Raw genomic sequence first — 26,998 nt, forward strand, 5'->3', positions numbered from 1 at the left:
CAACAGGAGGAGCACACGATGTCGGGACCCCGCCCCGTACGAGCACCGCGCGGCACGGAACTGAGCGCCCTGGGCTGGCAGCAGGAAGCCGCCCTCCGGATGCTCCAGAACAACCTCGACCCCGAGGTCGCCGAGCACCCCGACAAGCTCGTCGTCTACGGCGGCACCGGCAAGGCCGCCCGCGACTGGCGCTCCTTCGACGCCATGGTGCGCACGCTGCGGACGCTGAAGCAGGACGAGACGATGCTCGTCCAGTCCGGCCGCCCGGTCGGCGTCATGCAGACCCACGAGTGGGCGCCGCGCGTCCTCATCGCCAACTCCAACCTGGTCGGCGACTGGGCCAACTGGGAGGAGTTCCGCCGCCTGGAGGCCCTCGGCCTCACCATGTACGGCCAGATGACCGCCGGTTCCTGGATCTACATCGGCACCCAGGGCATCCTCCAGGGCACCTACGAGACGTTCGCCGCCGTCGCCACGAAGAAGTTCGGCGGCACCCTGGCCGGCACCATCACGCTGACCGCCGGACTCGGCGGCATGGGCGGCGCCCAGCCCCTCGCCGTCACCATGAACGACGGCGTCGCCATCTGCATCGACGTCGACCCGCGCGCCATCGAGCGCCGCATCGAGCACAAGTACCTCGATGTGAGGGCCGACAGCCTCGAGCACGCCCTCCAGCTCGCCACCGAGGCCCGCGACGCCCGCCGCCCGCTCTCCATCGGCGTCCTCGGCAACGCGGCGGAACTGGTCCCGCAGCTCCTCGCCATGAGCGCCCCCATCGACATCGTCACCGACCAGACCTCGGCCCATGACCCACTGGCCTACCTCCCGGTCGGCGTCGACTTCGAGGACATGGCCGACGCCGCCGCGAAGGACCCGGCCGGGTTCACCACTCGCGCCCGCGAGTCCATGGCCCGGCATGTCGAGGCGATGGTCGGCTTCATGGACGCGGGCGCCGAGGTCTTCGACTACGGCAACTCCATCCGCGGCGAGGCCCAGCTCGCGGGCTACGACCGCGCGTTCGCCTTCCCCGGCTTCGTCCCCGCCTACATCCGGCCCCTGTTCTGCGAGGGCAAGGGCCCCTTCCGCTGGGCCGCGCTCTCCGGCGACCCGGCCGACATCGCCAAGACCGACCGCGCGCTGCTGGAGCTGTTCCCGGAGAACGAGTCCCTCGCCCGCTGGATCAAGATGGCCGGTGAGCGGGTGCACTTCCAGGGTCTTCCGGCCCGGATCTGCTGGCTCGGGTACGGGGAGCGGGACAAGGCGGGGGAGCGGTTCAACGACATGGTGGCGAGCGGTGAACTTGCCGCTCCGCTGGCCATCGGGCGGGATCACCTCGACTGTGGGTCCGTCGCTTCGCCGTACCGGGAGACCGAGGCGATGCTGGACGGGTCCGACGCGATTGCCGACTGGCCGCTGCTGAACGCCATGGTGAATGTGGCTTCCGGGGCGTCCTGGGTCTCCATTCACCATGGGGGTGGGGTGGGGATGGGGCGGTCCATTCACGCGGGGCAGGTGAGTGTCGCCGACGGCACGAAGCTGGCGGGGGAGAAGATTCGGCGGGTTCTTACCAATGACCCCGGTATGGGTGTCATTCGCCATGTCGACGCGGGGTACGACATCGCGGAGTCGGTCGCCGAGGAGCGGGATGTTCGGGTGCCTATGCGTGAGGGTGGGGACGCGTGAGGGACGGCTCTGCGGTGGGGGCTGAGGGGACGTCGCCGTCCTCGGGTCCGGCTGTGCCCACCCTCCCCCAAGCTCTCGACTCCGCTCGAGCAGGGGGGACCCCCAACGCCCTGCGGAACGACTGCCCACAGCCTGGGGCGGGTGACGGCCGTCAGCCTGCCGTGGGCAGCTCTTTCCACGAGATGTGGCGGGAGCTGGCACCCATCGGGCGGCACCGGGACTCCGGCGGTTACCGGCGATACGCCTGGACCCCCGCCGATGCCGAATGTCGGGCCTGGTTCAAGGAGCAGGCCGAGGCTCGCGGGCTGACCTATGAGGTTGACCGGAACGGGAATCAGTGGGCCTGGCTCGGGGACCCCGCCGAAGGGGACGCCGTTGTCACCGGGTCGCATCTTGACTCCGTGCCCGATGGCGGGGCCTTCGACGGCCCTCTGGGTGTCGTCTCCGCCTTCGCGGCGCTGGATGAACTCCGTTCCCGGCAGGTCCCGTTGAACCGCCCCCTCGGCATCGTAAACTTCGGGGACGAGGAAGGGGCCCGGTTCGGGCTCGCCTGTGTGGGTTCCCGGCTGGCCGTCGGGCAGTTGACCGTCGAGCAGGCCCACCTCCTCACCGATGGCGACGGGATCACGCTGCCCAAGGCCATGGCGGCCGCGGGCCACGACCCCGACACCATCGGCGCCGACCCCGAACGCCTCGCCCGCATCGGCGCGTTCGTCGAGCTGCATGTCGAACAGGGCCGTGCGCTGGACCTCTCCGGCGACCAGGTCGGCATCGCCAGCTCCATCTGGCCGCACGGCCGCTGGCGGTTCGACTTCCGGGGCGAGGCCAACCACGCGGGCACCACCCGTCTCGTGGACCGGCGCGACCCGATGCCGACGTACGCCGAGACGGTGCTCGCCGCCCGCCGGGAGGCCGAACTCGCGGGAGCGGTGGCCACGTTCGGCAAGATCTCCGTGGAGCCCAACGGGGTCAACGCCATCCCCTCCCTGGTGCGCGGCTGGCTGGACTCCCGCGCCCCCGGCCAGGAGGCGCTGGACACGGTGCTCGACGGCATCACACGGGCCGCGCGGGAGTACGCGGACGCCCACGGCATCGACCTGGACGTGGTCCGGGAGTCCTACACCCCGGTCGTCGAGTTCGACCACGCCCTGCGCGACGAACTCGGCCGCCTGCTGGGCCGGGACACCGGGCTGACGGTGCCCGTGCTGGGCACCGGCGCCGGGCACGACGCCGGGATTCTCTCCGGGACCGTCCCGACCGCCATGCTGTTCGTACGCAACCCCACCGGGGTCTCGCACTCCCCGGCCGAGTCCGCGACCGAGGACGACTGCGTGGCCGGGGTGCGCGCCCTCGCCGACGTACTGGAAGGACTGACCCGCAGGTGACCCAGGGAACCTACTGGTTGGAGCACGCCTGGCTCGGCACCAACGCCGAGCCGGGAGTGCTCGTCGAGGTCGCGGACGGCCGGATCACGGCTGTCCGCACCGGCACGCCCACCCCGCCGCCCGGCGCCGACATCCTGCGCGGCCTCACCCTGCCCGGCCTCGCCAACGCGCACAGCCACGCCTTCCACCGGGCCCTGCGCGGCACGGTCCAGGTCGGCTCCGGGACCTTCTGGACCTGGCGCGAGGTGATGTACTCCGTCGCCGACCGGCTGACCCCGGAGACCTACCACGCCCTCGCCCGCGCGGTGTACGCCGAGATGGCACTCGCCGGGATCACCTGCGTGGGGGAGTTCCACTACCTCCACCACGCCCCCGGCGGCACCCCCTACGCCGATCCCAACGCCATGGGCGAGGCCCTCATCGCGGCCGCCGCCGAGGCCGGAATCCGCATCACCCTCCTCGACACCGCCTACCTCTCGGCGGGCTTCGGCGAGCCCCCCAACCACCATCAGCTCCGCTTCTCCGACGGCACCGCGGACGCCTGGGCCGAACGCTGTTCAGTTCTCAAGGAACAGGATCACGCGCGGATCGGCGCGGCCGTCCACTCCGTACGGGCCGTCCCCGCCGCCCAGTTGGCGACCGTCGCGGGCTGGGCCGAGGAGCGGCGGGCCCCACTGCACGTCCACCTCTCCGAGCAGACCGCCGAGAACGACGCCTGCCTCGCCGCGCACGGCGTCACCCCGGCCCGGCTGCTCGCCGACCACGGCGTGCTCGGACCGCGCACCACCGGCGTGCACAACACCCACCTGACCGGCGAGGACATCGCGCTGCTCGGCGGCTCGGGCACCGGCACCTGCATGTGCCCCACCACCGAACGCGACCTGGCCGACGGCATCGGACCCGCCGTCGCCCTGCAGAGCGCGGGCTCCCCGCTCTCCCTCGGCTCCGACAGCCACGCCGTCATCGACCTGCTCGAAGAAGCGCGCGCCATGGAACTGGACGAGCGGCTGCGCACCCGCACCCGCGGCCACTGGACCGCCGCCGCGCTGCTGCGCGCCGCCACCGAGGACGGCCACGCCGCACTCGGCTGGCAGGAGGCGGGCGCCATCGAGCCCGGACGGCTGGCCGACTTCACGACCATCGCGCTGGACTCGGTCAGGACGGCCGGACCGCCGCCCCGGCTCGGCGCCGAGACGGCCGTATTCGCGGCGAACGCGGCGGACGTCCGGCACACGGTCGTGGGCGGCCGCCAGATCGTCCGGGACGGAGCGCACACGCGCGTGCCCGACGTGCCCGCCGCCCTCGCCGACGCGATCGGCGCCCTGCGCGACTGACCCCCACCGGCACCCCCGCCGACGCCCCCACCGGCACCTCTGAGGACACCGAGAACACCATGAGCAGCAGCACCGCCATCACCAACATCGCCACGCTGGTCACCAACGACCCCTCCCTCGGTGACGGTTCCCCTCTCGGACTCATCCAGGACGCGGCCCTGGTCATCGACGGCGAACGCGTCGTGTGGGCCGGTGAGTCAAGGAAAGCACCCGCCACTGACAATCGCCTCGACGCCGGTGGGAAGGCCGTCCTGCCGGGCTTCGTGGACTCCCACTCGCACCTGGTCTTCGCCGGTGACCGCACCGCCGAGTTCAACGCCCGCATGTCCGGCCGCGCCTACAGCGCGGGCGGCATCCGCACCACGGTCGCCGCCACCCGCGCCGCCTCCGACGCGGAACTGGAGGCCAACCTCGCCCGCCACCTGGCCGAGGCGCTCCGCCAGGGCACCACCACGATGGAGACCAAGTCCGGCTACGGGCTCACCGTCGAGGACGAGTCCCGCGCCCTGCGCCTCGCGGCCGCCCACACCGACGAGGTGACCTACCTCGGCGCCCACATCGTCGCCCCCGAACTGGCCGAGGACCCGGCCGCGTACGTCGCCCTGGTGACCGGCGAGATGCTGGACGCCTGCGCCCCGCACGCCCGTTGGATCGACGTGTTCTGCGAGAAGGGCGCCTTCGACGGCGACCAGGCGCGCGCGATCCTCACCGCGGGCCGCGCCAAGGGCCTGCACCCCCGCGTCCACGCCAACCAGCTCTCCTACGGCCCCGGCGTCCAGCTGGCCGTGGAGCTGGACGCGGCCAGCGCCGACCACTGCACCCACCTCACGGACGCCGACGTGGACGCGCTGGCCAGCGGCAACACGGTCGCCACGCTGCTGCCCGGCGCCGAGTTCTCCACCCGCGCCGAGTGGCCGGACGCGCGCCGCCTGCTGGACGCGGGGGCCACGGTGGCCCTGTCCACGGACTGCAACCCCGGCTCGTCGTACACCTCGTCCGTGCCGTTCTGTATCGCGCTGGCGGTGCGGGACATGGGGATGACCCCGGACGAGGCCGTGTGGGCCGCCACGGCGGGCGGGGCGGCCGCGCTGCGCCGTACCGACGTGGGGCGCCTCACCCCCGGCGGCCGGGCCGACCTGGTGCTGCTGGACGCCCCCAGCCATGTCCACCTGGCGTACCGCCCCGGTGTCCCGCTGGTCGAAGGGGTCTGGCGGGCCGGTACCCGGCTGGTCTGACAGGCGAGAAGAGACGGGACGGACAGGAAGAGGCGGCCCGGCATCGTCAGCCGGGCCGCCTCACGCGTGCGGGAAAGGTCCGCCTTCCGGCGGCGCCCACCGTCACTCGTCCAGCGTCAGTCCCTTGCGCAGCCGCGCCAACGTCCGCGACAGCAGCCGCGAGACGTGCATCTGGGAGATGCCCAGCTCCTCGCCGATCTCCGACTGGGTCAGGCCCGCCACGAAGCGCAGGGAGAGGATCTTCCGGTCGCGGGGCGCCAGTTCGGCGATCAGCGGCTTCAACGACTCGATGTACTCGATGCCTTCGAGCCCGTGGTCCTCGTAGCCGATGCGGTCCGCGAGCGCGCCCTCGGTGTCGTCCTCGGCGGGCTGGGCGTCCAGCGAGGAGGCGGTGTAGGCGTTCGAGGCCGCCATGCCCTCGACGACCTCCTCGTGGGAGAGCCCGAGCCGCTCGGCCAGTTCCGCGACGGTGGGGGTGCGGTCCAGCCGCTGGGCCAGCTCGTCCCCGGCCTTCGCCAGGTCGAGCCGCAGCTCCTGGAGGCGGCGCGGGACGCGTACGGACCACGAGGTGTCACGGAAGAAGCGCTTGATCTCGCCGATGATGGTCGGCATGGCGAAGGTCGGGAACTCGACGCCGCGCGACATCTCGAAGCGGTCGATCGCCTTGATCAGACCGACCGTGCCGACCTGGACGATGTCCTCCATCGGCTCGCTGCGGGAGCGGAACCGCGAGGCGGCGAACTTGACGAGCGCCAGATTCAGTTCGACCAGGGTGTTGCGGACGTACGAGTACTCGTACGTGCCCTCCTCCAGGGACTCCAGGCGCTCGAAGAGCGTCTTGGACAGGGCTCGCGCGTCCACCGGGCCGACCTCGTCGAACGGCGGGATCTCGGGGAGCCCCGCCAGGGGGTCGAGGGGGTCGAGAGGGTCGATGGTGTGGTCCAGCTGGTCCGGTGGGGGTGTCGACGTCGCTTTGTGGGTAGGCGATCCGTCGAGCCGGGGTGACATGGGTGTCCTCCATCGTTCTCGGCATATGGCTGCCGAAGCCGATACGTGCACTGCGGTGTGCGGCGCCTCCGAAGCCGGCGTGTAGGGATGTGTGTGTACTAGCCCTACCTGCTTCGGTGAGCTGGTCGCAAGTGTCGTTTGTGGCGATATGCCCGTTTCTGTGGGGTTGTTCGGGTGTCGAAGTGTGGCTGGAAGGCGTAATGTTCGAGGGCATCAGCAGCCAAGACCTCGGGAGAGAGACGGCATGGACCACGGGACGGTCGGCAGCGCACAGTCGGGCCGACTTCTGGTGGAGGTGCGGGAAGAGGGCTCCAGCGCCGTAGTGACGCCGGCCGGTGAGCTCGATCACCACACCGCCGATCTACTGCGCGAGCCGCTCGACGACCTCCTCGAGAAGGGCTTCGCGCGACTTGTCGTGGACTGCTCGCGACTGGAGTTCTGCGACTCGACAGGGCTGAACGTCCTGCTCGGGGCGCGGCTCAAGGCGGACGCGGCGGGCGGTGGAGTCCACCTCGCGGGCATGCTGCCCGTTGTCGCGCGCGTGTTCGAGATCACCGGAGCCGAGGCGGTCTTCACCGTCCACGACTCCGTGGAAGCCGCCCTGTCGGGCGAGACCGGCTGACTCCTCCCGCACACCCTCTCTCCACCGGTGCTCCACGAGCACGGGGTGAAAGCGGGGGTGTTCCGGGGGATCAGTCGGGCAGGAGACACTCTGAAACCTTTCGGCAGCCCCGCCGCCGGACTCGTGCCGGGAACCGGGGAAGGGGTCCGGCGCGACGTATGAGGCGAGTGCGGACCGCCGAAGGGTGACGGAGGCAGCACGCGGACACCGGACGGACGGTGAACCGGCCGTCCGGCACCGAAACGGAGTCGGACTTTTGGAATCGTGTACTGGTGGATCGGTGAGGTGAAGCGCTGATGAGCACCACCCGGCCCTACTCGCCGGGCGACGGTGGCCCGGAGCCGAGCGGCGCTTCCGGCATGCCCGCAGCGGACGAGGCATCGGACGACGTGACGGCCGTGAGCGCCGTCGCGCCCGCCGAGCCGTCCGACGGCGCGCCGGAGGCGTGGGGACGGCAGGTCCGCAGACTGAGCCTGGACGGTGAGAGCGGGGTGGTCCCGCTCGCCCGGGACTTCACCCGGCAGGCGCTGTACGCGTGGGGCTGGCTGCCCGCGGACGGCGCCGAGCAGCGGGCGGCCGCCGAGGACGTGCTCCTCGTCGTGTCGGAGCTGGTCACCAACGCCTGTCTGCACGCCGGTGGACCGGACCAGCTGTTCCTGTCCTGCGACAAGAAGGCGATCCGGCTGGAGGTCTCCGACCGGGGCACCGGCCAGCCCGCACCCCGTACCCCGCACCAGGCGGGCCGCCCCGGCGGTCACGGCATGTTCATCGTGCAGCGCCTCTGCCTGGACTGGGGCGTCGTACGCACCCCCGACCAGCCCGGCAAGACGGTCTGGGCGGAACTGGCCGCCCCGGCCTGAGCCCCGGCGTCCTCGGACCACGGCGAAGGGCCCCGCATCACCGATGCGGGGCCCTTCGTGCGTCCAGCGGAGCGGGATCAGGTCAGTTGACGCTGCCCATCAGGGCCTTGACCTTCTTGCGGTACATCCAGACCGCGACGCCCGCCACCACGGCCAGGATCGCCTCCAGGCAGACGAAGCCCATCTTGTCGAGGTTGACCCCGCCGACGGCCGGGTTCGACAGCAGGGCGGTGATCGAGTCGCCCGCGGTGACCGCGAGGAACCAGACACCCATCATCTGCGAGGCGTACTTCTTCGGCGCCATCTTCGTGGTCACCGACAGGCCCACCGGCGACAGCGCCAGCTCACCGACGGTCTGCACGAAGTAGATCGCCACCAGCCACATCGCCGCGGCCTTGTGACCGCCCTCGGCGATCGACAGCGGAGCGAGGAAGAGGAAGAAGGACGCGCCGATCAGGACCAGACCGACGGAGAACTTCACGGCGGTGCTCGGCTCCTGGCCGCGCCGGTTCAGCCACAGCCACAGCCAGGCGAAGACCGGGGCCAGCGCCATGATCATGATCGGGTTGACCGACTGGTACCAGGAGACCGGGAAGCCCCAGCCCGCGATGGTGTTCTTGGCCGAGCTGTCGGCGAACAGCGACAGGGTCGAACCACCCTGGTCGTAGATCATCCAGAACACGGCGGCGGCGGCGAAGAACCAGACGTACGCGCCGACCTTCGAGCGCTCGGCGGGCTCCAGGTCCTTGTCGCGGTAGATCCGGGCGATCACCAGGATCGGGACGACCAGGCCGATGATCGTGAGCGGGATGAGCGCCCAGTTCAGCGTGAAGTGGCCGGTGCCGCCCACCAGGGCGTAGAAGACCGCGGCGATGGCGAGCCACATCAGGCCCTTGCGCAGCGTGGACTTCTTCTCCTCGGCGGTCAGCGGGGTCGGGACCTCGTTGGACTGCGGGGAGAGGTGACGGCCGCCCAGCATGTACTGGATCAGGCCGAGCGCCATGCCGAGCGCGGCCAGCGCGAAGCCGAGGTGCCAGTTCACGTTCTCGCCCACCGTGCCGATGGCCAGCGGAGCGATGAAGGCGCCCAGGTTGATGCCGATGTAGAAGAGGGTGAAGCCACCGTCGCGGCGCGGGTCGTCCACGCCCTTGTACAGGTGGCCGACCATCGTCGAGATGTTGGCCTTCAGCAGACCCGAACCGATGGCGACCAGGACCAGACCGACGAAGAAGCTCGCGGAGACGGGCAGCGCCAGGCACAGGTGGCCGAGCATGATGATGAGACCGGAGACGGCCACCGTCTTGCGGGGGCCGAGGAGGCGGTCGGCGACCCAGCCACCGGGCAGGGCGAGCAGGTACACCAGCGACAGGTACACCGAGTAGATCGCCGTCGCGGTGCCCGCGCTCATGTGCAGGCCGCCCGGAGCGACCAGGTACAGCGGGAGCAGGGCCCTCATGCCGTAGTAGGAGAACCGCTCCCACATCTCGGTCATGAAGAGAGTGGCCAAGCCTCGGGGGTGGCCGAAGAAGGTCTTCTCGGTACCCGGGGTCTCCGGGCGGACCGAGTCCTTCGTCAGGCTGGACGCCATGGTCGTTCCTTGCTGATCGGGACGCGCGATGGAGCGCTGCGCGCCCGGTGGGGGTGCGGCCGGCACCGGCAGGGTCGGGCGTCCACCCCCACGCCCTGGGGGTTCCCGCGTCGATACGCATCGAGAGCGGAGGACGGCGACCACCGGGATCCACGCTCCGACGCGTCACTGCGTCGAGAGCCCGGCCAGAGGTCATTCCTTTCAAGGCTGATCTTCGTCAGCCCGCACAGAAAAAGGACCCATGGCGTCATGTACCCGCCAAAGGCCCCCGGTGTGCTACAGGCGTTCAGGTCACCATACGGCAGGACACTGCCGGATATGGAAGGACTTGAGACACGGATCACAGGTATCAGGGGAACCGCGCGACCTGTTTCCAAGGTCTCTTCCACGATCGCATCCCAGCGGCACTGGTTTGTACATGCAGGGTACAAAGGTAAGAGCGGTGCTGCCGACCACGCCCCGGTCCCCCGCGCGGGCGGTCTACCATCAGCTCATGACCCGTGTACTGCTCGCCGAGGACGACGCGTCCATCTCGGAGCCGCTGGCCCGCGCTCTGCGCCGCGAAGGTTACGAGGTCGAGGTGCGCGAGGACGGCCCCAGCGCGCTCGACGCCGGACTCCAGGGTGGTGTCGATCTCGTCGTGCTGGACCTGGGCCTGCCCGGCATGGACGGCCTGGAGGTCGCCCGCCGACTGCGCGCCGACGGCCACACCGTGCCGATCCTCATCCTGACCGCGCGGGCCGACGAGGTGGACACCGTCGTGGGCCTCGACGCGGGCGCCGACGACTACGTCACCAAGCCCTTCCGCCTCGCCGAGCTGCTGGCCCGGGTCCGGGCCCTGCTGCGGCGCGGCTCGGCGGAGCCGCAGCAGCCGACGGCCACGCACGGGGTGCGGATCGACGTCGAGTCGCACCGCGCCTGGATGGGCGAGGAGGAGCTCCAGCTCACGGCCAAGGAGTTCGATCTGCTGCGGGTGCTGGTGCGGGACGCTGGCCGCGTGGTGACCCGGGACCAGCTCATGCGCGAGGTGTGGGACACGACGTGGTGGTCCTCCACCAAGACGCTGGACATGCACATCTCGTGGCTGCGTAAGAAGTTGGGTGATGACGCGGCGAACCCCCGGTACATCGCCACGGTGCGGGGTGTGGGGTTCCGGTTCGAGAAGAGCTGAGGTTCGCCTTCCGGGGAGGGGCTGCGGGAGCGTCGGCGACCGACCCGGCGTCGTGGCCGGTCGCGCAGTTCCCCGCGCCCCTGAAAGGCAAGGGACACTGGGGGTTCTCAGTAGTCCCGGAGGGAACCCGTGCGCCGTCGTCTCATTCAGTCCACGCTCGCCGTCGTGCTGGTGGTGATCGCCGTGTTCGGGGTCTCGCTGGTGATCGTGGAGACCCGGACGATCAGCAACAGCGCCCAGGAGCGGGTGGAGTCCGAGGCGGTGCGGCTGGCCAGCATCGTGGACAGCCGCATCCTGGCCGCCGAGAACGTCAACGCCGACGTGCTGCGCAACCCGGTCAGCAAGACCCAGTACGCGGTGATCAAGATGCCCGGCCGGGCCCCGATCGAGATCGGCAGCAAGCCCGAGGGCGACGTCATCCACTCCACGCAGCACGGCGAGGAGGGCGAGACGGTCACCGTGCAGGAGCCCCGCTCCGCCGTGACCCGCGAGGTCGGCCGCACCCTGCTGATCATCGGCCTGGTCGCCCTGCTCGCCGTGATCGCCGCCGTCCTGCTCGCCGTACGCCAGGCCAACCGGCTCGCCTCCCCGCTCACCGACCTCGCCGAGACCGCCGAACGCCTCGGCTCCGGCGACCCCCGCCCCCGGCACAAGCGCTACGGCGTCCCCGAGCTGGACCGGGTCGCCGACGTGCTGGACTCCTCCGCCGAGCGCATCGGCCGCATGCTGACCGCCGAACGGCGCCTCGCGGCCGACGCCTCCCACCAGCTGCGTACGCCCCTCACGGCGCTCTCCATGCGGCTGGAGGAGATCACCCTCACCGACGAGCCGGAGACGGTGAAGGAGGAGGCCACCATCGCGCTGGCGCAGGTGGAGCGGCTGACCGACGTGGTGGAACGGCTGCTGACCAACTCACGCGACCCGCGTACCGGCTCCGCCGTCACCTTCGACCTCGACGAGGTCATCCAGCAGCAGCTCGCCGAGTGGCGCCCCGCCTACCGCAGCGCGGGCCGGGCCATCGTCAGCTCCGGCAAGCGGCACCTGACGGCGGTCGGCACACCCGGCGCCGTCGCGCAGGTACTGGCCGCGCTGATCGAGAACTCGCTGATGCACGGCGGCGGCACCGTCGCCCTGCGCACCCGGGTCACCGGCAACCAGGCCGTGATCGAGGTCACCGACGAGGGCCTCGGCGTCCCCGCCGACCTCGGCGCGCGGATCTTCGAGCGGACCATCAGCGGCCGCAACTCCACCGGCATCGGCCTCGCCGTCGCCCGCGACCTCGCCGAGGCGGACGGCGGACGGCTGGAGCTGCTCCAGACGCAGCCACCGGTCTTCGGACTGTTCCTCTCCCGCACCGCCCCCGCCCACAAGGACAAGGGCGACGGCCAGGAGCCCACGGTCCGCTGAACCGGGCCTCAGCGCACCCGCGCCGAGTTCTCTGGGTTCTCCGGCTCGTGCCGGGCCACCGGCTCCTCGCCCCCGCCGCTGGGCAGCGCGCGGAACACCCACGTGCGGTACGACCAGAAGCGGAACAGCGTGGCGACGCCGATGCCGACGAACTTGAAGACGTTGCTCTGCACCGGGCTGTCCCAGCCGAACCCGTAGGTGGCGAGGTACAGCACCCCGTTCTCGATCACCAGGCCGATCGCGCTGAACACCAGGAACAGCATCAGCTCCCGCGGGCGCCCGCCCCGGTCGCGGTCCCGGTACGTCCAGTAGCGGAAGCCCAGGTAGTTGAAGATGATGGCCACGATGGTGGCGATGATGCTGGCCCGGACCACGGGCAGGTCGGACACGTGCCGGACCAGGTTGAACACACCGAGGTTGACCAGGACCCCGGCTCCTCCGACCGCGCCGAACTTGGCCACCTCACGGGCGAGCCGTTGCAGCCCCGAGGAACGACGTTCCATGGCTGTGCAGCTCCCGTCCATAGGTTCTTCTCGGCCCCGCCATGCTATCCACGCCGTCCCTCCCGTGCCCGCGCACCCGGCCCCGACGGGGAAACGGGTCGGCAAGAGGCGGGCAAGGGGCGGGTAAGAGATGCGCGCCCGGGGTGCCGGGAAGCCGGACGTCCGGAGCGGTCCCGACGGCCGATACGCTAGAGGGGTGACGTTCCCGGTAGTCGGCATGGTCGGCGGGGGGCAGCTCGCGCGTATGACGCACGAGGCGGGCATCCCGTTGGGCATCAGGTTCAAGCTCCTCAGTGACACTCCCCAGGATTCCGCGGCGCAGGTCGTGAGCGAAGTCGTCATCGGCGACTATCGCGACCTCGACACGCTGCGTGAGTTCGCGCGCGGCTGTGACGTGATCACCTTCGATCACGAGCACGTGCCGACCGAGCACCTCAAGGCTCTGGAGGCGGACGGCATCCCCGTCCGGCCGGGGCCGGACGCGCTCGTGCACGCCCAGGACAAGGGCGTGATGCGCGCGAAGCTCACGGAGATCGGCGTGCCCTGCCCGCGCCACCGCATCGTGCGCGACCCGGCCGACGTGGCCGCGTTCGCCGCCGAGGGCGAGGGCTTTCCCGTCGTCCTCAAGACGGTGCGTGGCGGGTACGACGGCAAGGGCGTGTGGGTCGTCGACTCCGAGGCCGAGGCCGCCGAGCCCTTCCGGGCGGGCGTGCCGGTGCTGGCCGAGGAGAAGGTCGACTACGTCCGCGAGCTGGCCGCCAACGTCGTCCGCTCCCCGCACGGCCAGGCCGTCGCCTACCCGGTGGTGGAGTCCCGGCAGGTCGCCGGGGTCTGCGACACCGTGATCGCGCCCGCGCCCGACCTGGACGAGGGTCTCGCGCTGCGGGCCGAGGAGATGGCGCTGAACATCGCCAAGCAGCTCGGTGTCGTCGGACACCTCGCGGTGGAGCTGTTCGAGACCCGCGACGGCCGTGTCCTCGTCAACGAGCTGGCGATGCGCCCGCACAACTCCGGCCACTGGTCGATGGACGGCGCGATCACCTCGCAGTTCGCCAACCACGTCCGCGCGGTCCTCGACCTCCCCCTCGGCGACCCGCGCCCGCGCGCGCCGTGGACGGTCATGGTCAACGTGCTCGGCGGCGACTACCCGGACATGTACTCCGCGTACCTGCACTGCATGGCCCGCGACCCCCAGCTCAAGATCCACATGTATGGCAAGGACGTAAAGCCCGGCCGCAAGGTGGGTCACGTCAACACCTACGGCGACGACCTGGACGACGTGCTGGAGCGCGCCCGTCACGCAGCCGGCTATCTGAAGGGCACGATCACCGAATGAGCCCCGTTGTTGGCATCGTCATGGGGTCGGACTCCGACTGGCCCGTCATGGAGGCCGCCGCCAAGGCCCTCGACGAGTTCGAGATCCCCTACGAGGTGGACGTCGTCTCCGCGCACCGGATGCCGCGCGAGATGGTCGCGTACGGGGAGCAGGCCGCCGAGCGCGGGCTGAAGGCCATCATCGCGGGCGCGGGCGGCGCCGCCCACCTGCCCGGCATGCTCGCCTCGGTGACGCCGCTGCCGGTCATCGGTGTGCCGGTGCCGCTGAAGTACCTCGACGGCATGGACTCGCTGCTCTCCATCGTCCAGATGCCCGCCGGTGTGCCCGTCGCCACGGTCTCCGTCGGCGGCGCCCGCAACGCCGGTCTGCTGGCCGCCCGGATGCTCGCCGCGCACGACGAGGACCTCCTCCAGCGCATGCGCGACTTCCAGCAGGAGCTGAACGACCAGGCCACGGAGAAGGGCAAGCGCCTGCGCGCCAAGGTCGAGGGTTCGGCCGGTTTCGGATTCGGGAAGTAGACGCGGATGACCTCTCCGGACTCTCTGGACCAGGCCCGCGCGCTGCTGCGGGAGTTCCCCGTCGTCGACGGCCACAACGACCTGCCGTGGGCGCTGCGGGAACAGGTCGCCTACGACCTGGCCGCGCGGGACATCGCCGGTGACCAGGGCGCGCATCTGCACACCGACCTGCCCCGCCTGCGCGAGGGCGGGGTCGGGGCGCAGTACTGGTCGGTGTACGTGCGGTCGGACCTGCCCGACGCGGTGCCCGCCACGCTGGAGCAGATCGACTGTGTGACCCGGCTGATCGAGCGGTACCCGGCCGAGCTGGCGCCCGCGTTGACCGCCGCCGACATGGAGGCGGCCCGCGCCTCCGGCCGGATCGCCTCCCTGATGGGCGCCGAGGGCGGCCACTCCATCGCCAACTCCCTCGGCACGCTGCGGGCGTTGTGCGCGCTCGGCGTCCGCTACATGACGCTCACCCACAACGACAACGTGGACTGGGCGGACTCCGCGACCGACGAGCCGAAGGCCGGGGGTCTGACCGCGTTCGGCCGCGAGGTCGTCCGCGAGATGAACCGGCTCGGCATGCTGGTCGACCTCTCCCACGTCGCGGCGACGACGATGCGGGACGCGCTGGACGCCACCTCGGCGCCGGTGATCTTCTCGCACTCCTCCGCGCGTGCCGTCTGCGACCACCCGCGCAACATCCCGGACGACGTGCTGGAGCGGCTGTCCGGCAACGGCGGCATGGCGATGGTGACCTTCGTGCCGAAGTTCGTCCTCCAGACCGCCGTGGACTGGACGGCCGCCGCCGACGACAACATGCGCGCGCACGGTCTGCACCACCTCGACACCACCGAGGAGGGCATGAAGGTCCACCGGGACTTCGAGGAGCGCCACCCGCGTCCCGTCGCCACCGTCTCCACGGTCGCGGACCACCTCGACCACATGCGCGAGGTCGCCGGGATCGACCACCTCGGCATCGGCGGCGACTACGACGGCACCGCGTTCACCCCGGACGGCCTCAACGACGTCTCCGGCTACCCGAACCTGGTCGCGGAGCTCCTCGACCGCGGCTGGTCCAAGCCGGACCTCGCCAAGCTGACCTGGCAGAACGCGGTCCGTGTCCTGGGCGCGGCGGAGGACGTCGCCCGCGAGGAGCGCGCCGCCCGCCCGGCATCCACCGCGACGATCGAGTCGCTGGACGGCTAGCGGTCCGCGAGGGCGGGGTAGTCGGTGTAGCCGTCGGCCCCGCCCACGTACATCAGGTACCGCTCCCGGAGCGGGTTGAGCGGGGCGCCCCGGCGCAGGCGGGCCACCAGGTCCGGGTTGGCGATGTAGGGGCGCCCGAGGGCGACCAGGTCCGCGCCGGAGGCCAGCATCTCGCGCGCCGCCCGCGCGACCGCCTCGGTGGTGAGGTCGGTCAGCACCGGGTTGCCGATCAGGGTGCCGGGCCAGTCGGCGCGCAGCCGCCGGTACACCTCGTCGCCGGGGTCGGCGCGGACCACGTGCAGATAGGCGAGGCCCAGGCCGCGCAGGCGGTGCACCAGCGCGCGGTACAGGGCGGCGGTGTCGTCCTCCTGGATGCCGTTGACCGTGCCGCCCGGTGAGATCCGTACGCCCGTCCGCTCGGCGCCGATCGCGTCGGCCACCGCCTCGGTCACCTCCACGGTGAAGCGCACCCGCTGTTCGGGCGGGCCGCCGTAGGCGTCGGTGCGGCGGTTGGTGTTCCCGGCGAGGAACTGGTGGAGCAGATGCCCGTTGGCCGAGTGCACCTCCACGCCCTCGAACCCCGCGTCGATCGCCCGCCGGGCGGCGGACGCGAAGTCGGCGACGGTGGTGCGGATGTCATCGTGCGTCATCGCGCGGGGCACGGGGGCGGGCAACTGCCCCTGCCGCGTGAAGATCGTCTCCGGCAGCGGTACGGCCGAGGGCGCCACGGGGGTCAGCCCCGTCGTCGCCGGGTGGCTGACCCGGCCGCCGTGCTGGAGCTGGAGGAACATGTGCCCACCGGTCGCCCGTACCGCCTCGGTGACCTTGCGCCAGCCGTCGGTGTGCCGGTCGGTGTGCAGCGCGGCGATGTCCGGGTACGTCTGGCCGACCGCGTTCGGGGTCGCGGCCTCGCCGATGATGAGCCCGGCGGACGCGCGCTGGGCGTAGTAGTCCGCCATGAGCGGGGTCGGGGTGCCGTCCGGCTCCGCGCGGTTGCGGGTGAGCGGGGCCATCAACAGGTGGTGGGGGAGGGCGAGTTGGCCGAGCCGGGCCGGGGTCAGGAAGTCCGTCATGGCCGTACCGTAGAAGCTGACATTGATGTCAGGTTCAAGCCCCGGGGGGACGCACATGCGGATCGGTGAACTGGCCCGTCGCACCGGCGTGAGTGAGCGGTCGCTGCGCTACTACGAGAGCCGGGGGCTGCTCGCGGCCGAGCGCACGGCGGGCGGCCACCGGGAGTTCCCGGAGGCCGCCGTCGACCGCGTGGTCCGCATCCAGGAGCTGTACGCGGCCGGCCTGCACAGCGACCGCATCCGCCACCTCCTCCCCTGCATGCGCGACCAGGACGGCGGCCCCTCCGCCCAGGCCACCCCCCGCCTCCTCGCCGACCTCACCGAAGAACGCACCCGCATAGACCGCCTGATCACCGACCTCCACCGCACCAGGGACACCCTGGACGAGGTCATCGAGGCGGCGGGGGGCGAGTGACGTTCTCGCGGCGCGGTGCGGTACCGGATGGTGGTACAACTGAAGTACCGGTTCTCGGTACCACCAGGGAAGGGCGACGGACCATGACCATAAGCGCCAGTGAGGCACGTCGGGATCTGTTTCCCCTGATCAAGCGCGTCAACGACGATCACGAGCCGGTCCGCATCAGTTCGCGGGGCGGGGACGCGGTGCTGATGTCCGCCGAGGACTACGAGTCCTGGCAGGAGACGGTGTACCTGCTGCGTTCACCCGCGAACGCCCGGCGGCTGATGGAGGCGGTCGCCCGCGACAAGGCGGCGTCCGGCGCCGTCACCAAGTCGCTGGACGAACTGCGTGAGCTGGCGGGTGAGGAGTGAGGAGCGTCCATTTCGACCCCGACGCGTGGGAGGACTTCCTCTTCTGGCTGGCCGCCGACCGTCGGATGGCGCGCCGGATCACCCGGCTCATCGCGGAGATCCAGCGGGACCCCTTCACCGGCATCGGCAAGCCGGAGCCGCTCAAGGCCGACCTGTCCGGCTACTGGTCCCGTCGGATCGACGACGAGCACCGGCTGGTGTACCGGGCCGACGACAAGGAAGTGAAGATCCTCAAGGCCCGGTACCACTACGGCTGAACCGCCGGAGGCTTCAGCAGGCGCACAGGCAGAACGGGTGGCCCGCCGGGTCGGCGTAGACGCGCCAGGTGCGGGTGGGGGTGTTGGTGTCCAGGGGCTTGGCGCCCAGGGTGAGGATCTGTTTCTCGGCGTCGTCGAGGTCGGGGACCGTGAGGTCGAGGTGGAACTGCTGGGAGGCGTCCGGGGTGGGCCAGGCCGGGGGGACGTGGCCTTCGGCGCGCTGGAACGCGACGGTCTGGCCGGTGGGGGTGCGCAGGTCGACCCAGTCGGCGTCGCCCTCCACCGTGCCGCCCAGGATCTCGGCGTAGAAACCGGCCAGTGCCTCAGGGTCGGGACAGTCCAGGACGACCGCGCCCAGCTCGGCGAGAGCCATGACTTCCTCCTCGGAGTTACTCGTAAAACAGAGCAACCGGTAACGGTTACCTCATGGTCCCGCATGAGGGGTAACGTCGCAAGCATGAGTGAGAGATCGGCCGCGCCGGGCAGCCTCGCCCTGGTGGAGTCCCTGGTGAACACCCTGGACCTCGAGAGCGGCCGGGACGCGCTCGACACCGAGGAGGGCCGCGTGGGCCTCGGCATCGGTGACGGCGAGCTGGACACCGCCCGCGCGCTGCGCGAGTCGCTGCGCGCCGCCCTCCTCGCGCACGCCGGGCACCCGCCGCACGCCACGGTCTCCCCGCTCGGCGAACTGCTGGCCCGCGCCCCGCTGTTGGTCGCCGTCGACGACACCGACGGCTCCGCCGCCCTCACCCCCGCCCACACCGGCCCGCTGCTCTCGCGGGTCGCCGCGGCCGTCGCCGGGGCGCTGGTCGAGGGCACCTGGCAGCGGCTCAAGGCGTGCGAGGCGCCGACCTGTCACTGGGCGTACTACGACCGCAGCCCCGCCGGGCGGGGCCGCTGGTGCTCGATGCAGGTGTGCGGGGCGCGCGCGAAGATGCGCCGCTACCGCGCCAAGGACAGGTAAGAGCCGGGGGGTTGACCGGCCGCCGCCCGGCCAGGTGGTGCACAATGCGCACAGACGCCGGTTCGGCCGACTGAGCCTCGGCCGAACCGGCGTCGTGGAACAGCGGGTTACGCGGTCGGCCGGCCCATCGCCCGGTACGTCCACCCGGCCTCGCGCCACGGCACCGGGTCCAGCGCGTTACGCCCGTCCAGCAGCACCCGGGCCGCCGTGACCTCGCCCAGCTCCGCCGGGTCCAGCTCGCGGAACTCCCGCCACTCCGTCAGGTGCAGCACCACGTCCGCGCCCCGTACCGCCTCCCGTGCCGACTCGGCGTAGCCCAGCGTCGGGAACAGCCTGCGGGCGTTCTCGACGCCCTTCGGGTCGTACACCGTGACCTGGCCGCCCTGGAGGTGTATCTGGCCCGCCACGTTCAGCGCGGGCGAGTCCCGGACGTCGTCGGAGTCGGGCTTGAAGGTGGCGCCGAGCACCGCGACCCGCTTGCCGAGGAACGAGCCCCCGCCGAGCGCCTCCCGCGCCATCTCCACCATCTGCCCGCGACGGCGCATGTTGATGGAGTCGATCTCGCGCAGGAAGGTGAGCGCCTGGTCCGCGCCCAGCTCACCGGCGCGCGCCATGAACGCCCGGATGTCCTTGGGCAGACAGCCGCCGCCGAAGCCGATCCCGGCGCGCAGGAACTTCTTCCCGATCCGGTCGTCGTGCCCGATGGCCTCCGCCAGCTTCACCACGTCGCCGTCGGCGGCCTCGCACACCTCGGCCATCGCGTTGATGAAGGAGATCTTGGTGGCGAGGAAGGAGTTCGCGGCCGTCTTCACCAGCTCGGCGGTCGGGAAGTCGGTCACCACGAAGGGGGTGCCCTCGCCGAGCGGCGTCGCGTACACCTCGCGCAGCAGCTTCTCCGCCCGCTCCCCGCGCACGCCGACCACGATCCGGTCCGGGTGCAGGGTGTCCTGGACGGCGAAGCCCTCGCGCAGGAACTCCGGGTTCCACGCCAGCTCGGCGTCGGCCCCGGCGGGCGCGTGCGCGGCGAGGTAGGCGGCGAGCCGCTCCGCCGACCCGACCGGCACCGTCGACTTGCCGACGACCAGCGCCGGGCGGCGCAGATGCGGGGCGAGGGAGGCGATCGCGGAGTCGACGTAGCTCATGTCACAGGCGTACTCGCCGTGCTTCTGCGGGGTGTTCACACAGACGAAGTGGACGTCGCCGAACTCCGCGACCTCGGCGAAGTCGGTGGTGAACCGGAGCCGTCCGGTCGAGCCCTCGATACCCGCGACATGCGCGCGCAGCAGCTCGTCGAGGCCGGGCTCGTACATCGGGGTCTCGCCCCGCTCCAGCATCGCGATCTTCTCGGGGACCACGTCGAGCCCCAGCACCTCGAAGCCGAGTTCGGCCATGGCCGCGGCGTGTGTGGCGCCGAGATAGCCGGTGCCGATCACGGTGATCTTGAGGCTCATGGGTGCTCCAGCCGGGGTACGTCGATGATGCGGCCCCCGAGCATAGTCGTGCCCCACGGGGTGTCTCGGCCGGGGGAAATCCCCCGCTGTCGTCAAGCTCACCTATGCGGGCCGGGAGCGGCCAACTAAACTTCAGTTACTTAACGGTAATTAGCGTCAGTTTCACAGTGTCCTTGGAGCGTGAGAGACCGTGGCCGGATCGGCTGACTTCGACCTGTACCGCCCGTCCGAGGAGCACGACATGCTCCGCGACAGCGTCCGCTCGCTGGTCGAGGCGAAGATCGCGCCGTTCGCCGCCGCCGTGGACGAGGAGGCCCGCTTCCCGCAGGAGGCGCTGGACGCCCTGGTCGCGGGCGACCTGCACGCGGTCCACGTCCCGGAGGCGTTCGGCGGCGCCGGTGCCGACGCGCTCGCCACGGTCATCGTGATCGAGGAGGTGGCCCGCGCCTGCGTGTCCTCCTCGCTGATCCCGGCCGTGAACAAGCTCGGTTCCCTCCCGGTGATCCTCTCCGGCTCCGAGGAGCTGAAGAAGAAGTACCTGGGCCCGCTCGCCAAGGGCGACGCGATGTTCTCGTACTGCCTCTCCGAGCCGGACGCCGGTTCGGACGCGGCGGGCATGAAGACCAAGGCGGTCCGCGACGGCGACTTCTGGGTGCTCAACGGCGTGAAGCGCTGGATCACCAACGCGGGCGTCTCCGAGTACTACACGGTGATGGCGGTCACCGACCCGACGAAGCGCTCGAAGGGCATCTCCGCCTTCGTGGTCGAGAAGTCGGACGAGGGTGTCTCCTTCGGCGCCCCGGAGAAGAAGCTCGGCATCAAGGGCTCCCCGACCCGCGAGGTCTACCTCGACAACGTCCGCATCCCCGCCGACCGCATGATCGGCGAGGAGGGCACCGGCTTCGCCACCGCGATGAAGACGCTGGACCACACCCGCATCACCATCGCCGCCCAGGCCCTCGGTGTCGCCCAGGGCGCCCTGGACTACGCCAAGGGCTATGTCCAGGAGCGCAAGCAGTTCGGCAAGCCGATCGCCGACTTCCAGGGCATCCAGTTCATGCTGGCCGACATGGCGATGAAGATCGCCGCCGCCCGCGCCCTGACCTACCAGGCCGCGGCCGCCTCCGAGCGCGGCGACGCCGACCTCACCTTCCAGGGCGCGGCCGCCAAGTGCTTCGCCTCGGACGTGGCGATGGAGGTCACCACGGACGCCGTCCAGCTCCTCGGCGGCTACGGCTACACCCGTGACTACCCGGTCGAGCGCATGATGCGCGACGCCAAGATCACCCAGATCTACGAGGGCACCAACCAGGTCCAGCGCGTCGTGATGGCCCGCAACCTGCCGAAGTAGCCGGTACGACGAAGGCGCCTCCCCGGCCGAGCGGGGGTGGCGCCTTCGGCATGTACGGGCTCAGTTGCCCGTGACGGTGACCTTCTCGTCGTTCTTCAGCTGGTCGACCAGCGTCTTCACCTTCGCCTTGTCCCAGACGAGGTTGCCGCCGGAGGAGCCGGAGACGGGCATGTTCAGGGACGTGCCGTCGCCGCCGTTGACGCCCTTCATCGCCCAGAACATCGAGGCCAGGTCGAACAGGCCCATGTCCTTGTCGACGCTGAGGGAGTCCAGGCCCGCGCCCATCGTCGGATAGAACTTGAAGGGGTTCAGCACGGTCGACGGGGTCGCCACCTGGTGGGCCAGCGCCGCGAGGAACTTCTGCTGGTTCTTGGTCCGCTCCAGGTCGGAGGCGGCGAAGGCGTGCCGGGTACGGACGAAGGCGAGGGCCTGCTCGCCGTTGAGGGTCTGCTCGCCCGCCTGGAAGTCGGCGCCGGAGTACTTGTCCTTGAAGCCCTTGTCGATCTTGATGTCGACGCCGCCGACCGCGTCCACGATGTTGGCGAAACCGGCGAAGCCGATCTCCACGTAGTGGTCGATGCGCAGCCCGGTGTTGTACTCCACGGTCCGGGTCAGCAGGGTCGGGCCGTCCTCGGCGTACGTCGCGTTCAGCTTCGCGTGCCGTCCGCTCGCGGGGTAGACCTTGCCGGAGGTGGAGCCCTTGTAGGAGGGGACGATCACGTCGGAGTCGCGGGGCAGCGATATCAGGGTGTCGCCGTTGGAGCCGACGTGCAGGATCATCATCGAGTCCGTGCGCTGGCCGTCGGCCGACCCTGTGTGGAGTCTCTTCTTGTCCTCGCTGGTCATGCCCTTGCGGCTGTCGGAGCCGACGATGAGGTAGTTGGTGCCCTCGCCCTCCGCGGGGCGGTCGATCACCTGGGACAGGTCGACGTCCCGGTTCAGCTTGGAGTCGGCCCAGAAGTAGGTGGCCACCGAGGTGACGAGCAGCACAGCGGCCAGGGTGATCGTGCCCACCTTGATCCGGCGGCCCCAGTTGGGCGCCGGACGGGGTCCGCGGGTGCCGGTGGGGGCCCCGGGGCCGCCCGGGCCGCCACCGCCGTAGACCTGGCCGGTGTTGTAACCGCTGTCGTAGCCGTCATGGCCCTGGCCGTCGACGTACGACGGCTGCCTCGGCACCCCGCCGCCGTACTGCGGCGCACCGGGGCCGGGAGGCGCGGCCGGGCGGCGTACCTGCCGCATCACGCGCGGGGCTTCCGGCTGCGCACCGGCGCTGCCGCGTCCGTAGCGGGGGCCGCGCTCGTCGTCGGACCATCCCTCGGGCCAGTCATTCATGCGCCCCAGTGTGCAGGGTGCCGACCGTTGCCTTACAAGGGTTGTCGGAAAATCGGAGCGCCTCTGTTGCGAACCCGACATAAATTCCGCGAAAGCGGCTTCAGCATAGGGTGGGGGACATGACAGACCAGGCGCCGCCCGCTTCTCCGGAGATTCCGGGCAAGCCCACTTCCGCTTCCCGCACCACCCTCAGCCACATCATGACCCACAACGACACCAACCTCCTGGGGTCGGTGCACGGTGGTGTGATCATGAAGCTCGTCGACGACGCCGCGGGCGCCGTGGCGGGCCGCCACTCCGGGGGGCCCGCCGTCACCGCGTCCATGGACGAGATGGTCTTCCTGGAGCCGGTGCGCGTGGGCGATCTGGTCCACGTCAAGGCTCAGGTGAACTGGACCGGCCGCACCTCCATGGAGATCGGCGTGCGGGTCCTGGCCGAGCGCTGGAACGAGTCCGCGCCCGCCACCCAGGTCGGCTCCGCCTACCTCGTCTTCACCGGCGTGGACGCCGACGGCAAGCCGCGCCAGGTCCCCCCGGTGATCCCGGAGACCGAACGCGACCGCCGCCGCCACCAGGAGGCCCAGATCCGCCGCACCCACCGCCTGGCCCGCAGGCGCGCCATCCGCGAGCTGCGCGAACGCCGCGCGGCGGAGGGCATCACCGACTAGGCCCTCGTCACGCCTCGCCCGAGCACACCACCTCGTCGCCCCGGACCACCGGGGCGTCCGGGGCGGCGATCTGCGGAGCCTTGACCGGGTGGACGGACTTCCAGTCGGTGCCCGCCGTGACGCGGAGGACCGGGCCGAGGCGGGGGACCGGGTGGAGTTCGCTGCCGGGGAGAGCCGTGGCCAGGGAGCGGGCGGAGCGGTCCCAGCGGGGGTCGTAGGAGATCACCGTGCGGGCGAGGGGATGCGCGGCGGTCACCGGGCGGTGGGTGGTGGCGAAGCCGGTCGCGGCGAGTGCCGCGTCCACCTTCCGGCCGAGTCCCGCCGTGCCGGTGGCGTTCTCCACCCGGACCCGGACCGCGTGCGGGTCGACCTCGACGGTCGTCGCCGCCGGGGCCTTCCGCACCGGGTGCGTGGCGAGCGGCTTGTCGTCGCGCAGGTTCTTGAAGAGTTGCTCGGACTTGACCGGGTCCCACTTCAGGGTCGAGCCGATGCCCTTCACGGCGAACCCCATCTGCCCGATGGGCACGGTGGTGAACTCCGAGGACGAGGGCGAGAAGTTCCGCATGGCCCGGCCGAGGTCGAGCAGCTCGTCGGTGCCGAAGCCGTTGTCCGCCCGCACCGAGCCGAGCACCGCCCGCGTCACGTCCCGGAACCGCATCGGGTTGAACAGCACCCCCGAGGACGTGGCCCGCTCGATCAGCGCGGCCATGAACCGCTGCTGGCGCTGCATCCGGCCCAGGTCGCTCGCCCCGTCCACATGCCGGGCGCGGACGTACTGGAGCGCCTGGCCGCCGCCCAGGGTGTGCGGGCCGGGCGCGAGGTCCAGCCCGGTGTAGGAGTCCTTGAGCGGGCTCGGGGTGCAGATCTTCACCCCGCCGAGGACGTCCACCGTCTTCATGAAGCTGGTGAAGTCGACCTCCAGATAGTGGTCGACCTTCACATGGGTCATCGCCTCCACCGTGCGCACCGTGAGCTGCGGCCCGCCCTCGGCGTACGCCGCGTTCAGCTTCATCGGGTGCGCGTGGTGCCGCTCACCGGTGGTCTGGTCGACGTGCTCGGGCACCTCCGCGTACGAGTCGCGCGGCAGGCTCACCACGCTGGCCCGCTCCCGGTCCGCCGAGATGTGCACGATCATCATCGTGTCGGTGCAGTGGCAGGGCGCGCCGCCCAGCCGGTACGCGCGCCGCTCCGCCTCGGTGATCTTGTCCCGGCCGTCGGTGCCGACCAGCAGCACGTTCATGCCGTGGCCCGCGCGGGGCCGGTTCTTCATGTCCTTGAAGGCGTCGACGCGGGCGATCCCCGAGTCCAGGCCGGTGACGACCGCGTGCCCGATCCCGGCGGAGGCGAGCACCGTCACCGACAGCGCGGTCACCGCCCGCACCGGCCAGCGCGGCCGCCGCCTGCGGGCGAGCGGAGCCCGGCGCACCTTGCCTGCGGGGCGCGGCCTGCGCGGGGGAGCGCCCCCCGCACCCCGGGCGGAGGGGGAGGGGGGCCGGGGCGGTCTGGGCAAGGGACACCTCCGGGCTGCGGCCGTACGTGGGAATGTGATCACCGTAGGTCGATACGATCTCCAGCCCACGTCGCGGTCGCGGCGGCGCGCACCGGTGTCCCCCGTTCGCGGTAACGTCAGCGCCCCATGCCGTGACGGGCCCTTTCCCTTACCGCCTAACGCCGGTGCTGCCTACCACTGGTACGGCTTGTACACGTCCATGCAGGACTTCTGGTCCGAGCCGTTGATGGCGTCCGTACCGTCGGGCAGGTCACCGGCCTTCGGGGCGGCCTTCTTCGGGTAGGTGTCGCCGGTCCGCCAGTCCGTGCCGACCACGACGGTCACGCCGGAGACGTCGGTGGACCGCTCCACCTGCTTCGCCGGGATGCCCAGCGCCTTGGCCACGGCCTGGGCGTCGCCCTCCATGTCGGCGCTCGGGTAGCGCACCACCGTCTCGTCGGCCGACGGCGCCGCCGAGGTGTCCGCCTGGGCCTGGGCGTACCCCTTGGCCCCCAGGGCGCTCGCCACCGCGCGGGCGCGGCCGCTGACCGGGGCCAGCGTGCTGCTCCGGGTTCCGTTCTGCACCTGCACCCCGAGCCGGTCGGGGGCGGCCGACGCCGCCTTGACGGGCTCGGCGTCCGCGACGGTCTTCTGCGCGGGCTTGCCGTTCTTGTCCAGCGGCACGTCCTCGCGGAGCATCTGCCACAGCTTGTCGGCGCTGCCCTGCGCGGGCAGCACGTGCGAGTTGTTCTGCGGGTCCTCGATGTTGGGCATGGTCACCGAGGTGATGCGGTTGGTCGGCACCGCCTTCAGCTCCATGCCGAGGTCGTAGAGCTTCTTGACGCTGCCGATCTCGTCGGACACCGTCAGGGACTTGGTGGCCGCCTCCGCCAGGTCCATCAGCCGACCGCTGTCGGTGAAGACGTTCTGGCCCTTGAGCGTGCGGATCATCGAGTTCAGGTACATGTGCTGGGCGCGGGCGCGCATCACGTCGCTGCCCCAGGCGTGCCGGGTGCGCAGCCACTGGAGGGCCTGCTCGTGCTGGACCTTGGTCCGGCCCGCCTTCAGCTTCAGCCCGGAGCCGCCGCGCTGGGCGGCGGTGGAGCGGTCCCAGACGTTCTGGTTGACGCAGACCTCGACACCGCCGATGGCGTCGGCCATCCGCACCACACCGGCGAAGTCGATCGTCATCCAGTGGTCGATGTAGACCCCGGTGAGGTTCTCCCAGGTCGCCAGGGTGCAGCCCGCGCCGCCCCGGGCCAGCGTGGTGTTGATGATGTCGTTGGTCGCCGGGTAGACCTTTCCGGTCTTGGCGTCCTTGCACCGGGGGATGTCCACGCGGGTGTCGCGGGGGATGCTCACCATGGCGGCGCTCTGCCGGTCCGCGGAGACGTGGATCAGCATCTGTACGTCACCGAGGGGCGGGTTGTTGCGGTTGTCCTTGCTGCCGCCCAGCTTGACGTTGGCCGCGGAGGCCCGGCTGTCGGAGCCGATCAGCAGGATGTTCAGCGGGGTCTGGCCGTCGGCGTTGGGCCGGGCACGCTGTGCCCTGGAGTCGTCGCTGCCGCTGCGCGCGCCCGCCTGGATGTTGCCGTTGAGATGCTGGTAGTACAGGTAACCGGCGCCGGCCGTCCCGAGTATCAGCAGCGCCAGCACACTCGCCGACCAGCGCAGCGCGCGCCGTCCGCCCGGTCGCCCCGCCCCCTTCCCGTCCCGCCGCCGACCGCCCCGCCCCGGGCCTTTGTCGCGCGGGCCGTCGGCCCTCGGTGCGCGTTCCCTGGTGTCCTGCGCCACCGAA

General features: G+C 71.2%; 26 protein-coding genes. 17 read left to right on the forward strand and 9 right to left on the reverse strand.

Annotation, left to right across the window (positions count from 1 at the left end; genetic code table 11):
* Window positions 1-18 precede the first annotated feature (18 nt).
* The 4 genes from hutU (at window position 19) to hutI (ending at window position 5,637) form a co-directional block, all read left to right on the forward strand.
* The gene (hutU, locus tag ACI2LY_RS27780) at window positions 19-1,683 is read left to right on the forward strand and encodes a urocanate hydratase (RefSeq protein WP_404709528.1); all 1,665 of its coding nucleotides are present in this window, start codon (window positions 19-21) and stop codon (window positions 1,681-1,683) included.
* Window positions 1,684-1,865: 182 nt separating this feature from the next.
* Complete coding sequence (locus ACI2LY_RS27785; protein WP_404709575.1) at window positions 1,866-3,068, forward strand: allantoate amidohydrolase; 1,203 nt, start codon at window positions 1,866-1,868, stop codon at window positions 3,066-3,068.
* Window positions 3,065-4,402, forward strand: a complete 1,338-nt coding sequence (locus tag ACI2LY_RS27790) for a formimidoylglutamate deiminase (protein WP_404709529.1) — start codon at window positions 3,065-3,067, stop codon at window positions 4,400-4,402. Before ACI2LY_RS27785 ends, ACI2LY_RS27790 begins: the two co-directional genes overlap by 4 nt.
* A gap of 59 nt (window positions 4,403-4,461) precedes the next feature.
* Window positions 4,462-5,637 carry an imidazolonepropionase gene (hutI, locus tag ACI2LY_RS27795; RefSeq protein WP_404709530.1) on the forward strand — a complete coding sequence of 392 codons (1,176 nt, stop codon included), beginning with the start codon at window positions 4,462-4,464 and terminating at the stop codon, window positions 5,635-5,637.
* A 102-nt stretch (window positions 5,638-5,739) separates the two neighbouring features.
* Here the strand turns inward: hutI and ACI2LY_RS27800 are convergent, their stop codons facing one another.
* Window positions 5,740-6,645 carry an RNA polymerase sigma factor SigF gene (locus tag ACI2LY_RS27800; protein WP_404709531.1) on the reverse strand — a complete coding sequence of 302 codons (906 nt, stop codon included), beginning with the start codon at window positions 6,643-6,645 and terminating at the stop codon, window positions 5,740-5,742.
* A 244-nt stretch (window positions 6,646-6,889) separates the two neighbouring features.
* Here ACI2LY_RS27800 and ACI2LY_RS27805 point away from each other — a divergent pair, with 244 nt between their 5' ends.
* Both ACI2LY_RS27805 and ACI2LY_RS27810 read left to right on the forward strand, forming a co-directional pair.
* Window positions 6,890-7,267 carry an STAS domain-containing protein gene (locus tag ACI2LY_RS27805; protein WP_389006795.1) on the forward strand — a complete coding sequence of 126 codons (378 nt, stop codon included), beginning with the start codon at window positions 6,890-6,892 and terminating at the stop codon, window positions 7,265-7,267.
* Window positions 7,268-7,563: 296 nt separating this feature from the next.
* Window positions 7,564-8,127, forward strand: coding sequence for an ATP-binding protein (locus ACI2LY_RS27810; RefSeq protein ID WP_401637617.1), 564 nt, complete (start codon window positions 7,564-7,566; stop codon window positions 8,125-8,127).
* Window positions 8,128-8,209: 82 nt separating this feature from the next.
* Here the strand turns inward: ACI2LY_RS27810 and ACI2LY_RS27815 are convergent, their stop codons facing one another.
* Window positions 8,210-9,715, reverse strand: a complete 1,506-nt coding sequence (locus ACI2LY_RS27815; RefSeq protein ID WP_404709532.1) for a peptide MFS transporter — start codon at window positions 9,713-9,715, stop codon at window positions 8,210-8,212.
* A gap of 493 nt (window positions 9,716-10,208) precedes the next feature.
* Between ACI2LY_RS27815 and ACI2LY_RS27820 the strand changes: the two genes are divergently transcribed.
* Both ACI2LY_RS27820 and ACI2LY_RS27825 read left to right on the forward strand, forming a co-directional pair.
* Window positions 10,209-10,886: a response regulator transcription factor gene (locus ACI2LY_RS27820; protein ID WP_389006804.1), complete on the forward strand. Its 678-nt coding sequence runs from the start codon at window positions 10,209-10,211 to the stop codon at window positions 10,884-10,886.
* 129 nt (window positions 10,887-11,015) lie between these two features.
* Window positions 11,016-12,293, forward strand: coding sequence for an ATP-binding protein (locus tag ACI2LY_RS27825; RefSeq protein WP_389006807.1), 1,278 nt, complete (start codon window positions 11,016-11,018; stop codon window positions 12,291-12,293).
* A gap of 8 nt (window positions 12,294-12,301) precedes the next feature.
* Here the strand turns inward: ACI2LY_RS27825 and ACI2LY_RS27830 are convergent, their stop codons facing one another.
* Window positions 12,302-12,796, reverse strand: coding sequence for a GtrA family protein (locus tag ACI2LY_RS27830; protein ID WP_404709533.1), 495 nt, complete (start codon window positions 12,794-12,796; stop codon window positions 12,302-12,304).
* Window positions 12,797-12,992: 196 nt separating this feature from the next.
* On the opposite strand from ACI2LY_RS27830, the gene ACI2LY_RS27835 reads away from it, so the two are divergent.
* Genes ACI2LY_RS27835 through ACI2LY_RS27845 form a run of 3 tightly spaced genes read left to right on the forward strand, consistent with a single transcriptional unit; the run spans window position 12,993 to window position 15,844 of the window.
* Entirely contained in the window at window positions 12,993-14,132 is a 1,140-nt protein-coding gene (locus ACI2LY_RS27835; protein WP_404709534.1) for a 5-(carboxyamino)imidazole ribonucleotide synthase, read from the forward strand.
* Complete coding sequence (purE, locus tag ACI2LY_RS27840) at window positions 14,129-14,650, forward strand: 5-(carboxyamino)imidazole ribonucleotide mutase (RefSeq protein WP_161147975.1); 522 nt, start codon at window positions 14,129-14,131, stop codon at window positions 14,648-14,650. The genes ACI2LY_RS27835 and purE overlap by 4 nt, the downstream gene beginning before the upstream one ends.
* Window positions 14,651-14,656: 6 nt before the next feature.
* Window positions 14,657-15,844: a dipeptidase gene (locus ACI2LY_RS27845; protein WP_404709535.1), complete on the forward strand. Its 1,188-nt coding sequence runs from the start codon at window positions 14,657-14,659 to the stop codon at window positions 15,842-15,844.
* Here ACI2LY_RS27845 and ACI2LY_RS27850 read toward each other — a convergent pair.
* The gene (locus ACI2LY_RS27850; protein ID WP_404709536.1) at window positions 15,841-16,917 is read right to left on the reverse strand and encodes an alkene reductase; all 1,077 of its coding nucleotides are present in this window, start codon (window positions 16,915-16,917) and stop codon (window positions 15,841-15,843) included. The genes ACI2LY_RS27845 and ACI2LY_RS27850 overlap by 4 nt on opposite strands.
* Window positions 16,918-16,972: 55 nt before the next feature.
* Here ACI2LY_RS27850 and ACI2LY_RS27855 point away from each other — a divergent pair, with 55 nt between their 5' ends.
* From ACI2LY_RS27855 to ACI2LY_RS27865, 3 genes are all read left to right on the forward strand, one after another.
* On the forward strand, window positions 16,973-17,332 hold the full coding sequence (locus ACI2LY_RS27855; protein ID WP_376120249.1) for a MerR family transcriptional regulator: 360 nt from the start codon (window positions 16,973-16,975) through the stop codon (window positions 17,330-17,332).
* Window positions 17,333-17,415: 83 nt separating this feature from the next.
* Window positions 17,416-17,688: a type II toxin-antitoxin system Phd/YefM family antitoxin gene (locus tag ACI2LY_RS27860; protein WP_389006819.1), complete on the forward strand. Its 273-nt coding sequence runs from the start codon at window positions 17,416-17,418 to the stop codon at window positions 17,686-17,688.
* Window positions 17,685-17,945, forward strand: a complete 261-nt coding sequence (locus ACI2LY_RS27865) for a Txe/YoeB family addiction module toxin (RefSeq protein WP_030814381.1) — start codon at window positions 17,685-17,687, stop codon at window positions 17,943-17,945. Before ACI2LY_RS27860 ends, ACI2LY_RS27865 begins: the two co-directional genes overlap by 4 nt.
* A 13-nt stretch (window positions 17,946-17,958) precedes the next feature.
* Here ACI2LY_RS27865 and ACI2LY_RS27870 read toward each other — a convergent pair whose 3' ends face one another.
* Entirely contained in the window at window positions 17,959-18,318 is a 360-nt protein-coding gene (locus tag ACI2LY_RS27870; RefSeq protein WP_404709537.1) for a VOC family protein, read from the reverse strand.
* Between the two features lie 84 nt (window positions 18,319-18,402).
* Between ACI2LY_RS27870 and ACI2LY_RS27875 the strand changes: the two genes are divergently transcribed.
* Window positions 18,403-18,909: a CGNR zinc finger domain-containing protein gene (locus ACI2LY_RS27875; RefSeq protein WP_404709538.1), complete on the forward strand. Its 507-nt coding sequence runs from the start codon at window positions 18,403-18,405 to the stop codon at window positions 18,907-18,909.
* Between the two features lie 107 nt (window positions 18,910-19,016).
* On the opposite strand, the gene ACI2LY_RS27880 is transcribed toward ACI2LY_RS27875, so the two are convergent.
* On the reverse strand, window positions 19,017-20,360 hold the full coding sequence (locus ACI2LY_RS27880; protein WP_404709539.1) for a UDP-glucose dehydrogenase family protein: 1,344 nt from the start codon (window positions 20,358-20,360) through the stop codon (window positions 19,017-19,019).
* A 190-nt stretch (window positions 20,361-20,550) separates the two neighbouring features.
* Between ACI2LY_RS27880 and ACI2LY_RS27885 the strand changes: the two genes are divergently transcribed.
* Window positions 20,551-21,711: an acyl-CoA dehydrogenase family protein gene (locus tag ACI2LY_RS27885; protein WP_389006831.1), complete on the forward strand. Its 1,161-nt coding sequence runs from the start codon at window positions 20,551-20,553 to the stop codon at window positions 21,709-21,711.
* Between the two features lie 60 nt (window positions 21,712-21,771).
* On the opposite strand, the gene ACI2LY_RS27890 is transcribed toward ACI2LY_RS27885, so the two are convergent.
* On the reverse strand, window positions 21,772-23,043 hold the full coding sequence (locus tag ACI2LY_RS27890) for an LCP family protein (protein ID WP_404709540.1): 1,272 nt from the start codon (window positions 23,041-23,043) through the stop codon (window positions 21,772-21,774).
* Window positions 23,044-23,162: 119 nt separating this feature from the next.
* On the opposite strand from ACI2LY_RS27890, the gene ACI2LY_RS27895 reads away from it, so the two are divergent.
* Complete coding sequence (locus ACI2LY_RS27895; RefSeq protein WP_393913879.1) at window positions 23,163-23,711, forward strand: acyl-CoA thioesterase; 549 nt, start codon at window positions 23,163-23,165, stop codon at window positions 23,709-23,711.
* 7 nt (window positions 23,712-23,718) lie between these two features.
* Here ACI2LY_RS27895 and ACI2LY_RS27900 read toward each other — a convergent pair whose 3' ends face one another.
* Both ACI2LY_RS27900 and ACI2LY_RS27905 read right to left on the reverse strand, forming a co-directional pair.
* The gene (locus tag ACI2LY_RS27900; protein ID WP_404709576.1) at window positions 23,719-25,092 is read right to left on the reverse strand and encodes an LCP family protein; all 1,374 of its coding nucleotides are present in this window, start codon (window positions 25,090-25,092) and stop codon (window positions 23,719-23,721) included.
* Window positions 25,093-25,392: 300 nt separating this feature from the next.
* A complete protein-coding gene (locus ACI2LY_RS27905) occupies window positions 25,393-26,994 on the reverse strand; it encodes an LCP family protein (RefSeq protein ID WP_404709541.1) in 1,602 nt (533 codons plus the stop codon).
* Between the last annotated feature and the right edge of the window lie 4 nt (window positions 26,995-26,998).

The organism is Streptomyces sp. NPDC002176, assembly GCF_044903645.1.
Lineage (GTDB): Bacteria > Actinomycetota > Actinomycetes > Streptomycetales > Streptomycetaceae > Streptomyces.